Annotated in this window: 13 protein-coding genes and 1 other RNA gene; 10 read left to right on the top strand and 4 right to left on the bottom strand. The window is 45.5% G+C overall.

What is annotated here, in order from left to right:
* The first annotated feature begins 80 nt into the window (after positions 1-80).
* Positions 81-716: a stringent starvation protein SspA gene (gene sspA, locus ACED48_RS04960; RefSeq protein ID WP_017056033.1), complete on the top strand. Its 636-nt coding sequence runs from the start codon at positions 81-83 to the stop codon at positions 714-716.
* A gap of 5 nt (positions 717-721) precedes the next feature.
* Positions 722-1,216 carry a ClpXP protease specificity-enhancing factor gene (sspB, locus tag ACED48_RS04955; RefSeq protein ID WP_032547888.1) on the top strand — a complete coding sequence of 165 codons (495 nt, stop codon included), beginning with the start codon at positions 722-724 and terminating at the stop codon, positions 1,214-1,216.
* Positions 1,217-1,306: 90 nt separating this feature from the next.
* On the opposite strand, the gene ACED48_RS04950 is transcribed toward sspB, so the two are convergent.
* Genes ACED48_RS04950 through ACED48_RS04935 form a run of 4 tightly spaced genes read right to left on the bottom strand, consistent with a single transcriptional unit; the run spans position 1,307 to position 4,724 of the window.
* Positions 1,307-1,912, bottom strand: coding sequence for a BON domain-containing protein (locus ACED48_RS04950; RefSeq protein ID WP_017056035.1), 606 nt, complete (start codon positions 1,910-1,912; stop codon positions 1,307-1,309).
* Positions 1,913-1,928: 16 nt separating this feature from the next.
* Positions 1,929-2,519 carry a phosphoheptose isomerase gene (locus tag ACED48_RS04945; RefSeq protein WP_010434705.1) on the bottom strand — a complete coding sequence of 197 codons (591 nt, stop codon included), beginning with the start codon at positions 2,517-2,519 and terminating at the stop codon, positions 1,929-1,931.
* A 2-nt stretch (positions 2,520-2,521) separates the two neighbouring features.
* Positions 2,522-2,920 (bottom strand): YraN family protein, encoded by a 399-nt coding sequence (locus tag ACED48_RS04940; RefSeq protein WP_017056036.1) that lies wholly within the window; start codon positions 2,918-2,920, stop codon positions 2,522-2,524.
* Entirely contained in the window at positions 2,907-4,724 is a 1,818-nt protein-coding gene (locus tag ACED48_RS04935) for a penicillin-binding protein activator (protein WP_017056037.1), read from the bottom strand. The genes ACED48_RS04940 and ACED48_RS04935 overlap by 14 nt, the downstream gene beginning before the upstream one ends.
* 61 nt (positions 4,725-4,785) lie before the next feature.
* On the opposite strand from ACED48_RS04935, the gene rsmI reads away from it, so the two are divergent.
* The 8 genes from rsmI to mraY all read left to right on the top strand — a co-directional run bounded on the left by rsmI (position 4,786) and on the right by mraY (position 13,482).
* Positions 4,786-5,652: a 16S rRNA (cytidine(1402)-2'-O)-methyltransferase gene (gene rsmI / locus ACED48_RS04930; RefSeq protein ID WP_017056038.1), complete on the top strand. Its 867-nt coding sequence runs from the start codon at positions 4,786-4,788 to the stop codon at positions 5,650-5,652.
* Positions 5,653-5,834: 182 nt separating this feature from the next.
* Positions 5,835-6,274, top strand: an RNA gene (rnpB, locus tag ACED48_RS04925) — RNase P RNA component class A.
* Positions 6,275-6,501: 227 nt separating this feature from the next.
* Positions 6,502-7,452, top strand: coding sequence for a 16S rRNA (cytosine(1402)-N(4))-methyltransferase RsmH (gene rsmH / locus ACED48_RS04920; protein ID WP_017056039.1), 951 nt, complete (start codon positions 6,502-6,504; stop codon positions 7,450-7,452).
* A gap of 3 nt (positions 7,453-7,455) precedes the next feature.
* Positions 7,456-7,773 (top strand): cell division protein FtsL, encoded by a 318-nt coding sequence (gene ftsL, locus ACED48_RS04915; RefSeq protein ID WP_017056040.1) that lies wholly within the window; start codon positions 7,456-7,458, stop codon positions 7,771-7,773.
* Positions 7,770-9,527: a peptidoglycan glycosyltransferase FtsI gene (locus ACED48_RS04910; protein WP_017056041.1), complete on the top strand. Its 1,758-nt coding sequence runs from the start codon at positions 7,770-7,772 to the stop codon at positions 9,525-9,527. Before ftsL ends, ACED48_RS04910 begins: the two co-directional genes overlap by 4 nt.
* 18 nt (positions 9,528-9,545) lie before the next feature.
* Complete coding sequence (murE, locus tag ACED48_RS04905) at positions 9,546-11,030, top strand: UDP-N-acetylmuramoyl-L-alanyl-D-glutamate--2,6-diaminopimelate ligase (protein WP_017056042.1); 1,485 nt, start codon at positions 9,546-9,548, stop codon at positions 11,028-11,030.
* Complete coding sequence (gene murF, locus ACED48_RS04900; RefSeq protein WP_017056043.1) at positions 11,030-12,403, top strand: UDP-N-acetylmuramoyl-tripeptide--D-alanyl-D-alanine ligase; 1,374 nt, start codon at positions 11,030-11,032, stop codon at positions 12,401-12,403. The genes murE and murF overlap by 1 nt, the downstream gene beginning before the upstream one ends.
* On the top strand, positions 12,400-13,482 hold the full coding sequence (gene mraY / locus ACED48_RS04895; protein WP_017056044.1) for a phospho-N-acetylmuramoyl-pentapeptide-transferase: 1,083 nt from the start codon (positions 12,400-12,402) through the stop codon (positions 13,480-13,482). The genes murF and mraY overlap by 4 nt, the downstream gene beginning before the upstream one ends.
* Positions 13,483-13,537: the final 55 nt, after the last annotated feature.

Raw genomic sequence — 13,537 nt, 5'->3', positions numbered from 1 at the left:
GCTAATTTCCAAATTATGTTAATGTTCAATGGAGGCTTTAGGCCTCCATTGTTTTTATTTAAAGTGTACTGGAGGGCTCCATGGCTGTAGCTGCCAATAAACGTTCTGTGATGACTCTTTTCTCAAGTGCCTCTGATATGTATAGCCATCAGGTGCGCATTGTTCTTGCTGAAAAAGGCGTAAGTGTTGAAGTTGAGTTGGTTGATGAGAAAAATCTCCCAGCAGAGCTTGTTGAATTGAACCCGTACAAATCAGTACCTACTCTTATTGATCGTGAGCTTGCTCTATATGACTCAAAGATCATTATGGAATATCTTGATGAGCGTTTTCCTCATCCACCATTGATGCCTGTATACCCGGTTGCTCGTGGTAATAGCCGTCTAATGATGTACCGAATTGAGCGTAACTGGTATTCAGTTGCAGAGAAGGTAGTTAAAGGCAATGCTGAAGAATCTGAAGCAGCTCGCGTTAAACTGCGCAACGACCTACTGACTCTTGCTCCTATCTTTGCTGAATATGAGTATTTCATGAGCGAAGAGTTTAGCTTAATTGATTGTTACCTAGCTCCGCTACTATGGCGTTTACCCGAGCTTGGTATCGAACTGATTGGCCCAGGTTCTAAAGAGCTTAAAGTGTACATGAACCGCGTCTTTGAACGTGATTCATTCCTAGCGTCTTTAACTGAAGCTGAGCGTGAGATGCGACTGGTTCGCTAAGCGTTATGGATATTTCAAATATGACACCACGCCGACCATATATGCTTCGTGCATTTTACGACTGGCTGGTTGATAACGAACTGACTCCACACCTTGTTGTTGAAGCAACCTTGCCGGGTGTACGAGTTCCAGAAGAGTTTGTTCAAGATGGTCAGATCATTTTGAACATTGCGCCTCGTGCGGTTGGACAACTCGAACTGGGTAATGAAGCTGTGACATTTAGTGCTCGCTTTAGCGGTCGTCCACACTCTGTGATTGTGCCACTTTACGCAGTACAAGCAATTTATGCTCGTGAGAATGGTGCTGGTACCATGTTTGAACCTGAAGAGGCCTACATGGAAACGTTTGAAGAAGGGATTGAAGAAGCTCCTTTTGAAGAGGCAGAAAAAGGACCATCTTTGAGCGTAGCGACGGCAGACGTAGATGCTGAAGAGCCTGACTCAGATTCTGAGCCACCTCGCCCAGCAAAAGGCCGTCCAAGCCTTCGTGTTATCAAATAGCGTTAGTTAAATAGCGACCAAATAAAAAAGCAGCGACTCGTCGCTGCTTTTTCTTTTCTGCTATATAGCATTCAATTGACTGGCTTAAGGCTAGTTAACGGCCGTCTCTTCGTCACCATATTCAAAGGCGCGTATTACCTGTTTTACCCCTGAGATATTGCGTGCGACTTCTGTCGCGATATCTGCATGTTCTCGGGAAACCAATCCAAGCAGAAATACTTCTGAATCTTCAGTAATTACCTTCACTTTTATACCGTTTAGCTCTGATTTAGCCAACAATGCTGATTTCACCTTAGTGGTAATCCAGCTGTCGTTACTGATGGCACTGATAGACAATGGCTGCTTAACGCGAACCTGATTATGGATGCTCTCTACACCAGCCACATCTTTAGCTTGGTTTTCAAAAGCACGACGCTCAGCGTCTGTGGTCGCTTGTCCCATCAATACCACTGAACCTCGGTAAGAGCTAGCGGTGATGCGAACATTGCCACGGTAGGGTTGTTTGTTGGTAATAGCTGCTACTTCAAATTCGATATTGTTGTCGTTCCAAATCTCTTTGGTTGTTCGAGTATCTGTGACTAAGTTCGCAGTGGTTGCTGCACCAGCAATGAAAAGGCCAGCACAACCAGATAGGGATAGTGTAAGTAGCGAAACACTAATCAGCTTAAATAGCTTCATAGAGGTTAATGACTTCATTGTGATGCTCCGTATATCACTCTTCGTGGGCTGGGAAGAGTACTTGATCGATTAGGTCACATAGGCAGTGTAGTGTCACCATGTGTACTTCATGAATGCGCGCGGTACGGTGTGAAGGGATACGAATCTCGACATCGTGTTCACCAAGCAGGCCAGCCATCTCGCCACCATCTTTACCCGTAAAGGCGATGATTGTCATGTCTCGAGTAACCGCCGCTTCCATTGCCTTAATGATGTTCTTGCTGTTACCGCTGGTCGAGATTGCCAGTAAAATATCACCGGTTTGACCAAACGCGCGTACCTGCTTAGAGAAGATCTCTTCATAGTGGTAGTCGTTGGCCACTGCCGTTAGGGTAGTGTTGTCTGCCATTAGTGCCATAGCTGGAAGGCTAGGGCGCTCGGTTTCAAAGCGATTGAGCAGGCACGATACAAATTGCTGAGCATTCGACGCCGAACCACCATTACCACAACAAAGAATTTTGTTCCCGTTCAGCAAGGTCGCAACCATGGCTTGAGCGGCATGCGTGATTGCGTCTGGCAGAGCTTCTGCAGCCGCAATTTGGATTTGAATACTTTCTGTAAAACTTTCTTTAATGCTGTCTAGCATGTTTATCCTTGGGTAATCGCGTTTTGAATCCAGTTGATATTGTCATTCGGCCCTTCAATGGCAACGATATCAAACCTGAAATCTGTAGAGTGCACCGACAGGCCTTGCTTCATCAGCCAGATATTAGCTGTTTTGAGCAGCTTCTGTGACTTTTTGGCTGTTACCATTTCAGCGGCATGTCCGTAGCGGGTCTGCTTGCGGTATTTTACCTCAGCAAACACAACCGTGTTGTTATGGCGCATTATAAGATCAATCTCACCACATTTTGCTATGAAGTTTTCTTGAACTAACGATAAACCGTGGTTTATCAGATAAGATTTTGCCATAGCCTCGTATTTATCACCCACTTGTTTGTGGGTGATTGTTGGTTTAGTTAAACATTTTCGGCTAAAAAGCCCCATGTTCTGCCCAACTGATTTCACGTTGTACAACGCAGTTATTATCGATGGTCAATACACCTGTTTCACCTGGAATACTGTGCCCCTGAACGGCTTTCATCAATGGCAGTGCACCCATCAGGTAGTAAGCATCCATCCCTAGCGCTTGTAGACGCTTTTGGCCGTTTGAGTTGGCTGGCCATAGGTCATTTAGCTCTTTGTTCAGTTCGTTTTTGTTGTCAACTAACAGAGGAATGTCGCTGTAAAAAACACCTGTTAGATCTTCATACTGCCTATCACCGCTATTACTACGTGAGTTTGAGAACAATGCGGGTTGGTCTGCATCAGGATTAATTGCAACCTCGATGAAAGGTTTGATCAGCGTGAGTTCTGAGTTTTTAGCCACAATGTAGACTGAATCTATATCGCGACGACTGCGAGGCTCGGTTTCTAGGTCTAGGTTCAGTAGTCCATCCATTTGAGCGATACGCTGCTGGCTTTCTTGTAATCCGAATACCTGATTCACATTGCGTTGTAATTGGCGTTTGTCAGAGAAAAAGCTCATGGCGACATCGTTGTTGCTGTATTTTTTCCACTCTTTCTTAAACGCTTGCTCAACTCTGTCACCTAGGCGCCCTTTCGGAGCTAGGATTAGCGGGTACTTATAGCCTTGAGAAAAAAGGTGTTTCGCGGCTTGAGCGACTTCTTGCTCTGGCGACAAGGCGAGATAGCAAATATTGCTATTCGGTTCTAGTTGAGTTGGGATGTTTAGCGCAAGTGCTGGGATAGCCTTTTCATGATCTTGTTGTGCTTCTTGAAGCTTGACTATGTTGTTCTTAATTAGCGGGCCAACAATAAAATCCACGTTGTTTTCTTCCAACGTTGCTTTTATTTCAACGATGCTTTGGATGTTGGTGTCCAACACAGTCAGCGTTGCGTCTTCTTCACGTTCTTTGTCATTCATCATAGCGAAAATGAAGCCATCACGGACGAGTTGTGCTTGCTTACCGTACTTGCCAGTTAATGGTAGTAACAGAGCTGTGCTGGTTGGTTTACTGATCTCTAAAGCTACAATGTCATTGATTGCTTGGGGTGTGTAGGTCGCGGCAGGATGACGCGGGTTCTCTGCCAACCAATCAGACAGTGTTTTCTGTAGTTCAGGAAGGTTAGCATTCAGTGTTTTAGTATAAATAGACAGTTGCAACCAACCTGCAAGAACGTCTTCTGTAGGCGACGTTTTGAGTTCAAGAATCTCGTATTGAGAGTAGCTATTCAGGTTTTGCCAAATACGGTCGGCGGTTTGCTGTTGGCTTTCGTCGTCGCTGTCAGCGTATTCAGAGTAAAGGACTAGCTCACGAGCCGCTTCGAAATATTCGCTTTTCATCTCTAAAAGATCCGCGCGTAGCTCGTGATAATCTTTCCATTGCTCGTTGGGAAGCTTCCACCAAGGCTGAAAGTTCAATTGTTTATAGGCTTGACCTGGTTGCGAGTTATTAACCAACAGCTGCGCTCGAGCTAGCTGCCATTCGGCTTGCTGGATTTCACTCAGCTCTTGTCTCGCTAAGCGTTTGATAAGTAGAGTCGCTTGATCGGTTTTTCCTGCTTGCACAGAAGCTTTAAGCGCCATGATTAACCAGTCGTTTTGTAGACTACCTTTGCTACTATCTGCTTGGATCATGTAACTTTCAGTTGATTGCGCTGGATCGAGTGTGATATCAACACGCGTTGGTGCTTGAGGACCTGAAGAACAAGCCGCCAATGTAATTGCTAATGCAATTGGAGTGAGTAAGCGTGGTACACTGAGTCTCTTATGGTTCATCGTTGCCATGAGTTCTTTAAATTCCGTATAAATTTGTATCTATATTAATCGTTGAAGTGATGGTAAACAAATGACAGATAACAAAACCTTGCTCACAGAGAGCCCAACTCTCTATATTGTGCCAACCCCCATCGGAAATTTGGGAGATATCACTCAAAGAGCAATTGAAATTTTATCAAGTGTCGATGTTATTGCAGCCGAAGATACACGTCACACGGGTAAGCTTCTCGCTCACTTCAATATACCGACCAGAACGTTTGCTCTACATGATCATAATGAACAAACCAAAGCGCAAGTTCTAGTTGAAAAGTTATTAGAAGGTCAGTCTATCGCATTAGTCTCTGATGCGGGAACCCCTTTAATCAGTGACCCAGGTTACCATCTTGTATCGCAATGTCGTCAAGCGGGTGTGAGAGTTGTGCCACTTCCTGGTGCTTGTGCTGTGATTACGGCGCTCAGTGCTTCTGGTTTGCCATCTGATCGTTTCAGCTTTGAAGGCTTCTTACCGCCAAAGAGCAAGGGTCGTAAAGACAAGTTCTTAGAGATTTCAAAGGCCGAGCGCACGTGTATCTTCTATGAATCACCGCATCGTATTTCCGACTCTCTGCAAGACATGCTAGAGATTCTAGGCCCCGACCGTGAGGTTGTGTTGGCGCGTGAGTTGACTAAGACCTTTGAAACGATTCAAGGTCTGCCATTAGGTGAGTTGATTGAGTGGATTGAAGAAGATTCGAACCGTAAGCGCGGTGAAATGGTGCTACTGATTCATGGTCACCGTGAAGCAGCAACCACAGAGCTGCCTGATGAAGCGACTCGCACATTGGGCATTCTAACCAAAGAACTGCCCCTTAAAAAAGCAGCGGCGATGACGGCCGAGATCTATAACCTGAAAAAGAACGCTTTATACAAATGGGGCTTAGAGCATCTAGACAACTAGAGTGCGCTTTATATTTTATAGAGTAGCTAACTTGTATTGAAAGGTTCTAAGGAGTGAAGGTGATACCGTCGCTCCTTTTTTTGTGCCTAAATTGTGTGAAATTCGTGCACTTGCTTAACGGTTTGCAGCATATTTGTGATCTCGCTAGACACTGCACATTAATCTCTATACAATCCGCCCTCGGAGTTGAACGGGTAATCGCTGCTTTATTGATGTCCTTCGGGAGACTGACATTGAGGTCCTTCGGGAAACTGATGTTGAAGTCCTTCGGGAGACTGGTAAAGGGGAGGAACGTCCGGGCTCCATAGAGCAGGGTGCCAGATAACGTCTGGGGGGCGCGAGCCCACGACAAGTGCAGCAGAGAGAAGACCGCCGATGGCCTCATTTCTTCGGAAGAGGCACAGGTAAGGCTGAAAGGGTGCGGTAAGAGCGCACCGTGCGACTGGCAACAGTTCGTAGCAAGGTAAACTCCACCCGGAGCAAGATCAAATAGGCCCTCACATAGCATTGCTCGTGTTTGGGGGCGGGTAGATTGCTTGAGCCTGTGAGCGATTGCAGGCCTAGACGAATGGTTACCACCGCGCAAGCGGAACAGAACCCGGCGTATGTGTCAACTCCACCTATATAAAGAACCCATCATTACTTAACGGTAGTGATGGGTTTTTTGCTTTATATTGACGTAAATGATTTAGATTTCCTTAAAATCTTTCATCCTGATATAAATTTGGGGCAAAAATTCCAAAGCCTGTACACAATATGGTGGAGATACAGTGTGAAATCAGTACACTAAAACGTTAATAGAACCAATTATTGCCGAACTAATGGCTCAATCCACTCACTGAGAAGACTATGACAGAAGCATTCAAACATATTTCAGTATTGCTTAACGAATCTATTGACGGACTTGCGATAAAACCTGACGGTACCTACATTGATGGTACCTTTGGACGTGGTGGTCATAGCCGTACAATCCTGTCTAAACTGGGCGAGAATGGGCGACTCTTTAGTATCGACCGCGATCCACAAGCGATTGCAGAAGCACAAAAGATTGATGACCCTCGTTTTACGATTATTCACGGCCCATTTTCAGGTATTGCTGAATACGCAGAGCGTTATGATTTAGTCGGTCAAGTGGATGGTGTTTTATTGGATTTGGGTGTCTCTTCACCGCAGTTGGATGATGCTGAGCGTGGGTTTAGTTTTATGAAAGACGGCCCATTGGATATGCGTATGGATCCAACTACGGGTATTCCGGTATCTCAATGGTTAATCGAAGCGGATCTTGATGACATCACATGGGTTATCCGTGAATTCGGTGAAGATAAACACGCTCGTCGTATCGCGAAAGGCATCATTGCTTATCAAGAGAACGAAGAGAACGAACCGTTAACGCGTACTGGCCAATTGGCTAAGCTTATCTCTGATGTAGCGCCAAAAAACTTCAAAGAGAAAAAGCACCCAGCCACCCGTGCTTTCCAAGCATTCCGTATCTACATCAACAGTGAGCTTGAAGAAATTGATACGGCACTAAAAGGTGCGGCAAGCATCCTTGCTCCAGAAGGTCGACTGTCGGTGATCAGCTTCCACTCACTTGAAGACCGCATGGTGAAACGCTTTATTCGCAAAGAGAGCCAAGGCCCTCAAGTACCTCATGGCCTGCCACTAACAGAAGAGCAGATCAAAGCGCTAGGTAGTGCTGACCTTAAGCCTGTTGGTAAAGCGATTAAACCATCGAAAGATGAAGTGGATGAGAACACTCGTTCACGTAGTTCAGTACTACGAATTGCAGAAAAACTTTAGTCAATGAAGACCTCTAAGCCTAATTTAGCCAAGATAATATTTTTTGATTTGATCTCTGTGGGCAAGGTCCCATTGGTGCTTCTTATCTGTATCTTCGCGAGTGCGATGGGGGTCGTTCTCACAACACATATGTCACGTCAGGCGATCACGCAAAAAGACACGGCATTGGTAGAGCGAGAGCAACTTGATGATGAGTGGCGTAATTTAATGCTTGAAGAGACAGCACTGGCTGAACATAGTCGTGTTCAAGCATCGGCAAAAAGAGAGCTAGACATGAAACGTCCAGACTCTGACAAAGAAGTTGTGATCACACTAAAATGACCGCTAAAAAGGAAAAAGCACGCACGAGAGCTGTTAATAAATCAACGAAAGAGCGTGTGAAGAGCGAAAAGGATTCTAATCCAACTCTAATTAAATGGCGTTTTAACGTAGTTATTGCTTTCGTGTTCCTTGCCTTTGCGACATTGGTTGCCCGTGTGGCCTATATCCAAATCATTGAACCAGATAACTTGATTCGCCAGGGCGACCTTCGTTCTGTACGTGTGAAGGCAATTCCTTCTGCTCGCGGTATTATCTCAGACCGCAATGGCGAACCGCTTGCGGTTAGTGTTCCGGTTGAAGCGGTATGGGCTGACCCAAAAACTATTTTCGATAAAAATGGCATGGCCCAAATCGATCGTTGGTATGCGTTAGCGGATGTACTTGGTTTAGAACGACAATCGATGATCGATAAAATTTCTAGTAACAAGTCCCGTCGATTTATTTATCTGCAAAGGCAAGTTAGCCCAGCAATGGCTAAGTATATCCGAGATCTAAAGCTGGTCGGCGTTGGCCTTAAAGCTGAATCTCGTCGTTATTACCCTGCGGGGGAGATCAGTGCGCACTTGATTGGTGTGACGGGTATCGATGGTCATGGGCTTGAAGGCGTAGAGCGCAGCTATGATCAATGGCTCACTGGTGAGGCGGGTAAGCGAACAATACGTAAAGACCGTTATGGCCGTGTGGTAGAGAATATTGCATTAGAGGAGCGCGAACAAGGTAAGCAATTAGAGCTCACCATTGATCAGCGTTTACAAGCAATAGCCTATCGAGAAATTAAGCAGGCGGTCGCTGATCATAAAGCGACTTCGGGTTCTGCAATTTTATTGGATGTAAAAACTGGCGCTGTTTTGGCGATGGTTAATGCTCCTTCGTATAACCCGAATAACCGTGCTGACCTGCAAAGTTTTAAGATGCGTAACCGTGTCTTAACCGATGCGATGGAACCGGGTTCGACAGTGAAACCTTTCGTGCTTTTAGCCGCACTAGAAAATGGCACAGCTAACCCTGATACGGTTATCAATACTGGTAATGGCATCATGCGTATTGGTGGTAGCCGTGTTCGTGATACATCGAAAGTTGGCAAAGCTGATTTAGCAACGATTTTAAAGAAGTCGAGTAACATCGGTGTAGCAAAATTAGCGCTTGATATGCCACTAGAAGCCTTGCTTGGGATGTATAGTTCTGTCGGACTGGGTGAAATGTCTGGTCTAAACCTAGTAGGGGAAACCAGTGGTATCTTCCCGAATCGACGCCGTTGGTCTAAGTTTGAAATTGCCACCTTATCATTTGGTTACGGCCTATCTGTGACGCCGCTCCAGCTAGCGCATGCTTATGCGACACTGGCGAATAAAGGCATGTATGAGCCGATTCATATTATTAAGAGTAACGATCGAAGTTTCTCTAAGCAGATCATCAAGCGCGAAAATGCTGAACTGGTCCTGCAAATGCTAGAAGGGGTAACCCAAAAAGGCGGTACGGCAACAAGAGCCGCAGTGCCTGGTTACCGAGTGGCAGCCAAGACGGGTACATCTCGTAAAGCCGAAGCTGGTGGTTATAGTGATGAGTATATCGCTGTTACATCAGGTTTTGCCCCGGTTAGCGACCCAAGAGTTGCACTGGTTGTGGTGGTCAATGAGCCTCAAGGCGATCTTTACTACGGTGGTTCGGTAGCCGCTCCCGTTTTTTCTGAAATCATGAAGGGTGCACTGCAAATACTGAATGTCCCTGCTGATGAAAACAAATTTCAAGAATAGAGCCAATCAGGATTCAATATGAGTAATAGCCTCACGCTGTCATCTTTACTTTCTCCTTGGGGGGATTTTAGTTCACCTGAACTGGATGCGATTACGGTTGAGCAGTTGGAGTTGGATAGCCGTGTAATCAAAGACGGTGATATTTTTGTTGCCATCGTTGGACATGCCGTTGATGGTCGTCGCTTTATTGACAAAGCCGTTGCGCAAGGTGCGAAAGCCGTCATTGCACAGTCTGGTGATGGCAAAGCTCATGGCTTGATTGAGTGGTTAAATGCAGTTCCTGTTGTTTATGTAGCAGAGCTAAATTCAATTCTCTCTGAACTGGCTGGCCGAGTTTATTCTTCTCAAGCGACTAAGCTGATTGGCGTTACAGGTACTAATGGTAAAACCACCATCACTCAATTACTTGCTCAGTGGCTTGATCTTGTTGGTCAACGTTCTGCGGTAATGGGTACCACAGGTAATGGCTTTTTAGACAATCTAAAAATCGCGGCGAATACCACCGGCAGTGCTATTGAAATACAACGCACACTGAGTGAGTTAGCGGAAGAAAACGCAGCTTACACAGCAATGGAAATATCTTCTCATGGTTTGGTGCAAGGTCGCGTTAAAGCCTTGGACTTCGAAGTTGGTGTATTTACTAATTTGAGTCGTGATCATCTTGATTATCACGGCACGATGGAAGAGTACGCATTGGCTAAGAAGAGCCTGTTTACTCGCCACAAATGTAAGCACGCAGTCATTAATGTGGATGACGACGTGGGTAAAGCTTGGGTGTCAGATTTATCTAATGCCATAGCCGTTTCATTGTCACCGCTAACGGGCTATCAACAATCGGTATGGGCATCTGATGTCGCTTATGCAGAAACCGGTATTCAACTGTCTTTCGATGGTAGTTGGGGACAAGGGAAGCTTTCTGTTCCACTGATTGGTCAGTTCAACGCATCAAATGTACTGGTTGCTTTTGCGACTTTGCTTTCGTTAGGTATCGACAAGCGAACCTTGGTCGACACTGCGCCTCAGCTTCAACCTGTCATTGGCCGTATGGAGCTTTTCCAAACTCCGAATAAGGCAAAAGTGGTTGTCGATTACGCTCATACACCAGATGCACTAGAAAAAGCGTTGGCGGCACTGCGCGTGCATTGCTCTGGGCAACTGTGGGCAGTCTTCGGTTGTGGTGGTGATCGCGACACCGGTAAGCGTCCAATGATGGCGGTAACGGCAGAGCAGTTCGCCGACAAAATTATTATTTCAGATGACAACCCTCGCAGCGAAGACCCAGCCCTTATTGTCAAAGACATGCTTGCTGGTTTAAATGAACCAGAATCGGCGTTCGTCGAGCATGATCGCTATCAAGCGGTTAAGTTTGCTTTAGAGCAAGCGTGTAGCAATGACATTATTCTTTTGGCTGGCAAAGGCCATGAGGATTACCAAGTATTGAAAGACGAAACGATCCATTACTCAGACAGAGAGTCTGCGCTTCAACTTTTAGGTATTTCATAATGATTGATGTATCACTCGAGCAGATTTGTTCTGCTGTCTGCGGTGAGCTAATTGAGGCTGGTAAGTCAAACAATAGCGTAATTAATGCCGTTTCTACTGATACTCGCACCGTCGAAGAAGGCGCACTGTTTGTCGCTATCGTTGGTGAACGTTTTGATGCGCATGATTTTTGCCATCAAGCGGTGGAGGCAAATGCGAGCGCGTTGTTAGTTGAACGAAAACTTGACCTAAATATTACTCAAGTCGTTGTCGAAGACACTAAACTGGCTTTAGGTCAGCTAAGTGCTTGGATTCATGAACAATGTAATGTCCCAACTATGGCGATTACAGGTAGCTGCGGTAAGACGACCGTTAAAGAGATGGTCGCAAGTATTCTACAACAACGTGGCAAGGTGCTATTTACGGCGGGTAACTTCAATAATGATATTGGAGTCCCACTAACCTTGCTGCGCAGTGAACCAAATGATGACTATGCTGTGATAGAACTGGGCGCGAACCACATTGGTGAAATCGCCTATACTACGCAGCTTGTGAAACCACAGGTGGCGTTGGTTAATAACGTTGCTGCCGCACATCTAGAAGGCTTTGGCTCAATTAATGGTGTTAAACAAGCGAAAGGTGAAATCTTTCAGGGGCTTGCTACCGGTGATACTGCTATTGTTAATTTAGAGAGTAACGGTGGCGACTTTTGGAGTGAAGTACTTGCAGATAAAATGGTACTGACATTTTCAGAAAACGACAACACGGCGGATTACTTTGCTAAGAATATTCGCATTAATGATCTGGGCGAAGCTTGCTTTGAGATGCAAACACCGCAAGGCGCTATGCCGATTGAGCTTGGCATTATTGGTCAGCATAACGTAGCGAATGCGTTAGCTGCTTCAGCGTTGAGTATTCAATTTGGTGCCACGCTGGATGAAGTGAAAAATGGTTTAGCGAATCTTATCTCGGTTAAAGGACGAGTTGAGGTTCAACAATTAAGTCAGAATATCAAGCTGATAGATGACAGTTATAACGCCAGCGTGCCAGCAATGAAGGCGGCAGCTAAATTGCTGTCAAGTTTCAAAGGTCAACGTTGGCTAATTTTAGGCAATATGGCTGAATTAGGTGATGAAAGCCTTGCACTTCACCGTCAAGTCGGTGAATATGCTGCCCCATTCGCTTTTGAGCATGTACTCACTTACGGTAATGATACCAAAGTGATTAGTGAGATCTGTCATGGTACTCACTTTGACACGCATCAAGCGATGATCGCGCACATAGAGCAGCACTTATGCTTGCCAGAAAACGCGTCACATACCTTGTTGGTAAAAGGCGCAAATAGTGCAGGAATGAGTAAAATAGCCGCTGCTTTAAAGGAGAACTTTTCATGATAATTTGGCTTGCAGAGCTACTACAGCCACACTTTTCTTTTTTCCGTTTGTTCGAATACTTATCGTTTCGTGCAATCGCGAGTATTTTGACTGCTTTGTGTCTGTCGTTGTGGATGGGACCTCGTTTAATTGAGCGTCTGCAAATGCTACAAATTGGTCAAGTTGTTCGTAATGATGGACCTGAATCCCACTTTAGCAAACGTGGTACACCGACCATGGGTGGTGTGATGATCTTAGCTGCGATCATTATTACGGTATTGATGTGGACTGATCTTTCAAACCCTTACGTTTGGGCGGTATTAGTTGTACTTGGTGGTTACGGTGCGGTCGGTTTTGTTGATGACTATCGTAAGGTTGTTCGCAAGAATACCGATGGCCTGATTGCTCGTTGGAAGTATTTTTGGCAGTCGGCTATTGCATTGGTTGTGGCGTTTGCTCTGTATGCTCACGGGCAAGATACCGCGGCAACACAACTGGTTGTTCCTTTCTTCAAAGAAGTGATGCCACAGTTAGGCTTGTTATACATAGTACTGACGTACTTTGTTATTGTTGGTACCAGTAATGCGGTAAACCTAACAGACGGTCTAGATGGCTTAGCTATTATGCCAACGGTTATGGTTGCGGCTGGTTTTGCTGTGATTGCTTGGGCTACGGGTAACGTTAACTTCGCGGCATACCTACACATTCCATACATCCCATACACATCTGAACTGGTTGTGGTTTGTACGGCAATTGTGGGTGCTGGGCTTGGTTTCTTATGGTTCAACACATACCCTGCTCAAGTATTTATGGGCGATGTTGGCTCTCTAGCGCTGGGTGGTGCATTGGGTGTCATTGCTGTGTTAGTCCGCCAAGAGTTGGTACTGGTTATTATGGGTGGTGTTTTTGTTATGGAAACCTTGTCCGTTATTCTGCAAGTGGGTTCTTACAAACTGCGTGGTCAGCGTATTTTCCGAATGGCACCGATTCACCACCATTATGAACTTAAAGGTTGGCCGGAGCCGCGCGTAATCGTACGTTTTTGGATCATCTCAATGGTATTAGTACTGATTGGTCTAGCGACATTGAAAGTCCGTTAACCCTAAGCGAGCCTCTCAACTCGTAGAGGCTCTTTCAAACTATTAAGAGCGTCTT

The sequence above is a fragment of the Vibrio sp. 5S239 genome, assembly GCF_041439575.1.
Lineage (GTDB): Bacteria > Pseudomonadota > Gammaproteobacteria > Enterobacterales > Vibrionaceae > Vibrio > Vibrio kanaloae.
Note: the sequence above shows the minus strand (reverse complement) of the source record. Positions and strands in the feature narration are given on the sequence as shown.

What these genes read in the sequence shown, in the direction of transcription:
- sspA (WP_017056033.1), top strand. Translation starts at nt 81, where the DNA reads ATGGCTGTAGCTGCCAATAAACGTTCTGTGATGACTCTTTTCTCAAGT.
- sspB (WP_032547888.1), top strand. Translation starts at nt 722, where the DNA reads ATGGATATTTCAAATATGACACCACGCCGACCATATATGCTTCGTGCA.
- ACED48_RS04950 (WP_017056035.1), bottom strand. Translation starts at nt 1,912, where the DNA reads ATGAAGTCATTAACCTCTATGAAGCTATTTAAGCTGATTAGTGTTTCG.
- ACED48_RS04945 (WP_010434705.1), bottom strand. Translation starts at nt 2,519, where the DNA reads ATGCTAGACAGCATTAAAGAAAGTTTTACAGAAAGTATTCAAATCCAA.
- ACED48_RS04940 (WP_017056036.1), bottom strand. Translation starts at nt 2,920, where the DNA reads ATGGGGCTTTTTAGCCGAAAATGTTTAACTAAACCAACAATCACCCAC.
- ACED48_RS04935 (WP_017056037.1), bottom strand. Translation starts at nt 4,724, where the DNA reads ATGGCAACGATGAACCATAAGAGACTCAGTGTACCACGCTTACTCACT.
- rsmI (WP_017056038.1), top strand. Translation starts at nt 4,786, where the DNA reads ATGACAGATAACAAAACCTTGCTCACAGAGAGCCCAACTCTCTATATT.
- rsmH (WP_017056039.1), top strand. Translation starts at nt 6,502, where the DNA reads ATGACAGAAGCATTCAAACATATTTCAGTATTGCTTAACGAATCTATT.
- ftsL (WP_017056040.1), top strand. Translation starts at nt 7,456, where the DNA reads ATGAAGACCTCTAAGCCTAATTTAGCCAAGATAATATTTTTTGATTTG.
- ACED48_RS04910 (WP_017056041.1), top strand. Translation starts at nt 7,770, where the DNA reads ATGACCGCTAAAAAGGAAAAAGCACGCACGAGAGCTGTTAATAAATCA.
- murE (WP_017056042.1), top strand. Translation starts at nt 9,546, where the DNA reads ATGAGTAATAGCCTCACGCTGTCATCTTTACTTTCTCCTTGGGGGGAT.
- murF (WP_017056043.1), top strand. Translation starts at nt 11,030, where the DNA reads ATGATTGATGTATCACTCGAGCAGATTTGTTCTGCTGTCTGCGGTGAG.
- mraY (WP_017056044.1), top strand. Translation starts at nt 12,400, where the DNA reads ATGATAATTTGGCTTGCAGAGCTACTACAGCCACACTTTTCTTTTTTC.